Annotated in this window: 6 protein-coding genes; 4 read left to right on the top strand and 2 right to left on the bottom strand. The window is 67.7% G+C overall.

Going from position 1 to position 6,136, the window contains the following annotated elements:
• From NZ849_RS03860 to xylB, 3 genes are all read left to right on the top strand, one after another.
• Positions 1 to 879: ROK family protein (locus tag NZ849_RS03860; protein ID WP_295404331.1), on the top strand; the 879-nt coding region annotated here is incomplete at its 5' end.
• On the top strand, positions 879 to 2,039 hold the full coding sequence (xylA, locus tag NZ849_RS03855) for a xylose isomerase (RefSeq protein WP_295404328.1): 1,161 nt from the start codon (positions 879 to 881) through the stop codon (positions 2,037 to 2,039). The genes NZ849_RS03860 and xylA, both read left to right, overlap by 1 nt.
• The gene (gene xylB, locus NZ849_RS03850; protein WP_295404325.1) at positions 2,036 to 3,502 is read left to right on the top strand and encodes a xylulokinase; all 1,467 of its coding nucleotides are present in this window, start codon (positions 2,036 to 2,038) and stop codon (positions 3,500 to 3,502) included. The genes xylA and xylB overlap by 4 nt, the downstream gene beginning before the upstream one ends.
• A 248-nt stretch (positions 3,503 to 3,750) precedes the next feature.
• Here xylB and NZ849_RS03845 read toward each other — a convergent pair whose 3' ends face one another.
• Both NZ849_RS03845 and NZ849_RS03840 read right to left on the bottom strand, forming a co-directional pair.
• Positions 3,751 to 4,911: an aminotransferase class I/II-fold pyridoxal phosphate-dependent enzyme gene (locus NZ849_RS03845; RefSeq protein WP_295404321.1), complete on the bottom strand. Its 1,161-nt coding sequence runs from the start codon at positions 4,909 to 4,911 to the stop codon at positions 3,751 to 3,753.
• 14 nt (positions 4,912 to 4,925) lie between these two features.
• Positions 4,926 to 5,702 (bottom strand): fumarylacetoacetate hydrolase family protein, encoded by a 777-nt coding sequence (locus NZ849_RS03840; protein WP_295404318.1) that lies wholly within the window; start codon positions 5,700 to 5,702, stop codon positions 4,926 to 4,928.
• 135 nt (positions 5,703 to 5,837) lie between these two features.
• On the opposite strand from NZ849_RS03840, the gene NZ849_RS03835 reads away from it, so the two are divergent.
• Positions 5,838 to 6,136 (top strand): twin-arginine translocation signal domain-containing protein (locus tag NZ849_RS03835; protein ID WP_295404314.1); only part of this gene is annotated, 299 nt, incomplete at its 3' end.

The raw sequence follows: 6,136 nt of genomic DNA, 5'->3' as shown, positions 1-6,136 counted from the left end.
GAGGGCCAGCGGCATCTGGTGCTGGCCTGGGAGATTGACCTCGACCGGATGGCCGTGGCCCTGCTGAACCTCCGGGGAGAGGTGCGGCTTCGTCTCGTTCTGCCCCCGGCCCCGCCCAGCCTGGCCGAGGCCCTGGCGATGTTGCAGGCGGCCACCCTACCCCACCTTCCGGAGATGCGGGTGCTGGCCGCCGGGCTTTCCATTCCCGGGCTGCTGGAGCCAGCCCAGGGCCACCTGACCCTGGCCCCCAACCTGGGCTGGGCCGACCTGCCCCTGCTGGAGCACTTCCGGGAGGCCCTCTTGGGCCTGGGCCTGGAAGGGATTCCCGCGGTGGTGGAGAACGAGGCCAACGCCGCAGCCTTTGGCCTTTTTGCCCTGGGCGGGCTGGCCCTGGAGCACTGCGTCTACCTGAGCCTGGGGGTGGGCGTGGGGGGCGGGGTGGTGGTGGGCCGTCAGGTCTACCACGGGGCCCGCTTCCACGCGGGGGAGGTGGGGCACATCCCCCTCGACCCCCAAGGCCCCCCCTGCCGCTGCGGCAAGCGGGGCTGCGCCGAGGCCTTCCTGAGCTACCGCCGCTGGCAGGAGGCCCCCACCCCGGCCCGGCTGGGCGAGATGGCCGAACGGCTGGCCCAGCTTTCGGCGGTGGTGCTGGCGACCCTCGACCCCGAGCGCGTGGTGCTGGGGGGGCCGCTGGTGGAGGCTATCGGCGAGGCCCTCCTGCAATCGGTGCGGGCCAGGCTTCCGGGCTACGCCCTCTCGGTGCACGCACCTGAGCAGGTGATGCTCTCCCCCCTGGGCCGCGAGGCCGCGCTGCTGGGGGTGGGGGCGCTGGCGGCGGAGGCCTTTTTGGAGCAAATGACCTACGAAGAGGTGAGCTGATGTACGAACCCAGACCCGAGCACAAGTTTACCTTTGGCCTCTGGACGGTAGGAAATATCGGGCGCGACCCCTTTGGCGAGGCGGTGCGGGCGCGGCTCGAGCCCGACTACGTGGTCTACAAGCTGGCCGAGCTGGGGGCCTACGGGGTCAACCTGCACGACGAAGACCTGATTCCCCGCGGCACTCCGCCCGCCGAGCGGGACGCCATCCTGCGCCGCTTCAAGAAGGCCCTGGCCGAGACCGGCTTAAAGGTGCCCATGGTGACGGCCAACCTCTTCTCGGACCCGGCCTTCAAGGATGGGGCCCTGACCAGCCCCGACCCCTGGGTGCGGGCCTATGCCCTGAAGAAGAGCCTCGAGACCCTCGACCTGGGGGCCGAGCTGGGGGCCCAGATCTACGTGGTCTGGCCGGGCCGAGAGGGGGCCGAGGTGGACGCCACCGGCAAGGCGCAGAAGGCCTGGGCCTGGTTCCGCGAGGCCCTCAACTTCCTGGCCGCCTACTCGGAGGACCAGGGCTACGGCTACCGCTTTGCCCTGGAGCCCAAGCCCAACGAGCCGCGGGGCGACATCTACCTGCCCACCGTGGGGAGCATGCTGGCCCTGATTGGCACCCTGGAGCAGCCCCACCTCTTCGGCCTCAACCCCGAGTTCGCCCACGAGACCATGGCCGGGCTCAACTTCGTGCACGCGGTGGCCCAGGCCCTCGAGGCGGGCAAGCTCTTTCACATTGACCTCAACGACCAGCGCATGAGCCGCTTCGACCAGGATTTGCGCTTCGGCGCCGAGAACCTCAAGGCCTCGTTCTTCCTGGTGGACCTGCTCGAGCACAGCGGCTACACAGGCCCCCGCCACTTCGACGCCCACGCCCTGCGCACCGAGGACGAGGCCGGGGTCTGGGCCTTCGCCAGGGGCTGCATGCGCACCTACCTGATTCTGAAGGAAAAGGCCCGGGCCTTCCGCGAAGACCCCGAGGTAAAGGCCCTTCTAGACGAGTATTACCGGGCCGACCCCGAGCCACTAACCTTGCTCGGCGCCTACAGCCGGGAGAAGGCCCAAAGGCTCAAAGAGTTCACCCTGCCCGAGGCCCGCCGTTCGCGCGGCTACGCCCTGGAGGCCCTCGACCAGCTCGCCGTGGAGCACCTCCTGGGGGTGCGGGGATGAGGCTGGCCCTGGGCCTCGACCTGGGCACCAGCGGGCTCAAGGCGGTGGCCCTGGACGAGCAGGGCCGCAAGGTGGCCGAGGCCAAAGCCACCTACCCCCTGCACACCCCCCGCCCCGGCTGGACCGAGCAGGAGCCGCAAGACTGGCTTCGGGCCGCACGGGAGGCCCTGAAGGCCCTGCGCGAGAAGCTGGGCGGGGCCGAGGTGGTGGGCCTGGGCCTCTCGGGGCAGATGCACGGGGCGGTGTTTCTGGACCGGGCCGGGCAGCCCCTGGCGCCAGCGCCCTTGTGGAACGACCAGCGCACCGCAGAGGAGGTGGCGCAAATCGAGGCCGCCCTCCCGCAGAGGGAGCTCATCCGGCGCACCGGCAACCCGGCGGTGACGGGCTTCCAGCTTCCCAAGCTGCTCTGGCTCAGAAACCACTCGCCCGAGCTGTTCCGGCGGCTTTACAAGGTGCTGTTGCCCAAGGACTACCTGGCCTTTGCCCTGACCGGGGCCTGGGCCAGCGAGTACTCCGACGCCTCCGGGGTGGGGGCTTTGAACCTGGCGGAAAAGCGCTGGGACAGCGAGATTCTGCACAGCCTGGGGCTTGAAGAGGGGCTTTTTCCGGAGCTCGGCCCCAGCGAGCGGGTGGTGGGAACCCTGCAGCCCGAGTGGGCCCGCGAGACCGGCCTACCGGCGGGCCTGCCGGTGGTGGCCGGGGCCGGCGACAATGCGGCGGCGGCCCTGGGGCTGGGGGTCTCGCGCCACCGAAAGGGGGTGGGGAGCGTCTCGCTGGGCACCAGCGGGGTGATTTTCATCCCCCTGGAAGTACCCACCCCTGAGCCTGAAGGCCGGGTGCACCTCTTCGCCCACGCCGACGGGGGCTACCACCTGCTGGGGGTGACCCTGAGCGCGGCGGGGAGCCTCGAGTGGCTCCGGGGCCTCTTCCCCGAGGTGAGCCTGGAAACCCTCCTTGCTGAGGCTGAGGCGGCTCCGTTAGGGAGCGAGGGTCTGCTTTTCCTGCCCTTCCTGGCTGGGGAGCGCAGCCCCTACCTGAACCCCCACCTGCGGGGGGCTTTTGTGGGGCTTTCGCTGGCCCACAAGCGGGGGCATCTGGTGCGCTCGGTGCTGGAGGGGGTGGCCCTCAGCTTAGGCGAGGTCTACCAGGTGATGCGCCCCCTGGCCGAAGTCCAGCGGCTGCTGGCCACCGGTGGGGGCGCGGCCTCCGACCTGTGGCTCTCGCTTCTGAGCGGGGCCCTGGGGGTGCCGGTGGTGCGGGTCTCGGGCGACGAGGGGGCCGCCCGGGGGGCCGGAATCCTGGCCCTGGTGGGGGCGGGGGTCTACTTGGACGTGGCCCAGGCCCTGCAGGCCACCACCCCAGCGGAGCTCTCCTCACCGCTGCCTCAGCCGGGCATTGAGGCCTACCGCCTCGGTTACGCGCGGGCAGTGGAAAAGGTGATTGAACTCCACAAAGGCTGCTAGCTCTCTTGGTGTGCCGGCAGGGGCTGTTTATCTGGCGCGCCGGGTCTTTCCAATCCCGAAGCACCTCCCAACAGAACTGCAAAGGCCAGCAAGAAAGCAGTGAGGAGGAAAAACCAGCCCAGCGCTACGGTGTGGAGATCCACTAGACCCATAAAGACACACCAGCTGCGTCCGATGAGCCCAAAACACCCCCTAAAGCTCCAAAACCACCTGGGAGAAGCGCTTTGGGCCCTATCGCAGGGCAGGGGCTAGCTCCACCGCTGAATAAAGGCCCCTATTTGCTGGGCGCTTTGGCGCAACACCCCCTCAGGCTGCACCAAGGCAAACCGCACGTACCCCACCCCGCCCGGCCCAAAGGCCCGGCCCGGCGCGAGGGCTACCCCTGTGGAAGCCACCAACTCCTTGGTAAAGCCAAGGTCATCCAGCGGGCATCCCGGGGGAAGCCGAGCCCAAAGGTACATCCCTGCTCGAGGCAGCGGGACCACCCACCCCTGCTGGGCCAGGGCCTTTACCATCACCTCGCGGCGGCGAGCCCAGATCTGGGCGTCGGCGCGCAAGCGTTCCTCGGGAATCTGCAGGGCAGCTATGCCCATCCGCTGAACCCCCAGGTAGGGGTTGAAGTCTATGGGCGCCTTTAGGGCCTCCAGGCTGGCGATGGCCTCGGCATTTCCCAGGGCAAAGCCCAGGCGAAACCCAGCCAGATGGTAGCTTTTGGAAAAGCTGAACAGCTCCACCACCCGCTCCCGCCCGCCGGGCAAGGCCAGGGGGGAGGGGGTAGGTTCCAGGGCCTGGTCCAGGTAGGGGTTGTCGTGAATCAGGAGCAGGTTGTAGCGCCGGCAGAAGGCCAGGGCCTCAGCGAAGAACTCTTCCGAGGCCAGGGCAGCGGTGGGGTTGTTGGGGTAGTTGAGCAGCAGTACCCGGGCGCGCCGGGCCACCTCTTCTGGAACAGCCCAAAGATTGGGCAGCAGGTCCTTTCCCAAAGGCATCAGGTAGGTCTCTAAACCTGCTATCTGCGCCGCCCCAAAATACGAGGGATAGGCCACCTCGCACATCAGGAGGACCTCACCCGGGTCGGCAACGGCCAGAAGCAGGTGCGCCAGCCCCTCCTGCGACCCAATGAGAACCAGCGCCTCACGCCTGGGGTCCAGCTCGAGCCCGTAGCGCCGGGCATACCAGGCCACCGCCGCCTCCAGGAGTGGAAGTGTGCCCGATTTGAGGCAGTAGCCGTAGGTAGAGGGGTCGTCCACCGCCTCCTTGAGGGCCCTCAGCGCCTCTGGGGGCGGGGGAAGGTCAGAGGCTCCAATGGAGAGGTCAACCACCTCCATCCCTCGGGCGCGGGCCTGCGCCTTGGCTGCGTCCATTTCCAGGAAGACCCCACCACCCTTAGGTGTTCTGCGGGAGCGGAACATGCCCCTTCTGCCCTCTAGCCCCCAATCCGCACGTGCAGGCTGCCGATTCCCTCAACGGCCACCTCCACCCGATCCCCCGGCTTGAGTTCGCCCACCCCCTCGGGGGTACCGGTGAGGACCACATCGCCCGGCTCGAGGGTCATGAAGCCGCTGATGTAGGAAAGGACTCGAGCCACCGGAAAAATCATCAGGCCCGTATGGGCCTCCTGGCGTAGCTCGCCGTTGACGTAGGTGCGCAGGGTGGTGTTCTGGGGGTCAAGGGTGGTCTCCAGCCACGGCCCCAAAGGGCAGAACTTATCGGCAGACTTGGCCCGTACCCACTGCAGGTCGGTCTTCTGGACATCCCGCGCGGTCACATCAAGGGCGCAGGTGTAGCCCAGCACATAGCCCAAAGCCTCCTCCTCAGGAACATCCCGCATGCGCCGCCCGATGACCACTGCCAGCTCACCCTCGTAGTGCAAAAGCCGGCTAAAACTGGGGTAGGGCACCACATCGCCCGACTGGTAGGGCTGGGCCGGGTTGGCTGGGTGGGCCAGGGCGTTGGGCCCCTTCAGAAAAAGCCCCGGCTCCTTGGGTAGGTCGCCGCCAAAGTCGTGGCCCATCTCGCGGATGTGGTCCAGATAGTTGCGCCCCACACAGACGATCTTGCTGGGGGTGGCAGGAGCCAGAAGGGTCAGCTCCCCCAGCTCAAACCGACGGCCCGTTGGATTGCCTGCTGGGCCGTCAGTTTCCAGCACGCTCTCCCCCTCCAGAACGCCCCACTGACCTGCTCCAAAGCGAATCAGCTTCATGATGGCTAGAGTATAACCCCTTCGACAAGACCCCACTCAAAAACGGAAGCCCCCCAAACGGGCTAAAAGCCGACCGGACTTGCGCCTTTCAGCATGCGTTAGGATATAATCTCCACGACCCTCAAGGAGGTCCAAATGAGGCGACGCGAATTCTTGAAAAAGGCAGGTATTGGTATAGCGGCCAGCGCAGCCTTCGGCCCGGTTTTCGCCCAAACCCAGCCCCAGGTGCGCTGGCGCCTGGCCTCCAGCTTCCCCAGGAGCCTGGACACCATCTACGGGGCGGCAGAGGTGTTGGCGGAGCGGGTCTCCCAGCTCACGGGGGGCCGGTTCCAAATCCGGCCCCACCAGGCCGGGGAGATCGTGCCGGGGCTTCAGGTAATGGACGCGGTGCAGCAAGGGACGGTGGAGGTGGGGCACACCGCCAGCTACTACTA

The organism is Meiothermus sp. (assembly GCF_025060375.1).
In the GTDB taxonomy this organism is placed as follows: Bacteria; Deinococcota; Deinococci; order Deinococcales; family Thermaceae; genus Meiothermus.
This window is presented reverse-complemented; position numbering and strand designations above follow the sequence as displayed.

Bases quoted from the DNA above. Each gene is read 5' to 3' on its own strand.
- xylA (WP_295404328.1), top strand. From the start codon at position 879: ATGTACGAACCCAGACCCGAGCACAAGTTTACCTTTGGCCTCTGGACG.
- xylB (WP_295404325.1), top strand. From the start codon at position 2,036: ATGAGGCTGGCCCTGGGCCTCGACCTGGGCACCAGCGGGCTCAAGGCG.
- NZ849_RS03845 (WP_295404321.1), bottom strand. From the start codon at position 4,911: ATGTTCCGCTCCCGCAGAACACCTAAGGGTGGTGGGGTCTTCCTGGAA.
- NZ849_RS03840 (WP_295404318.1), bottom strand. From the start codon at position 5,702: ATGAAGCTGATTCGCTTTGGAGCAGGTCAGTGGGGCGTTCTGGAGGGG.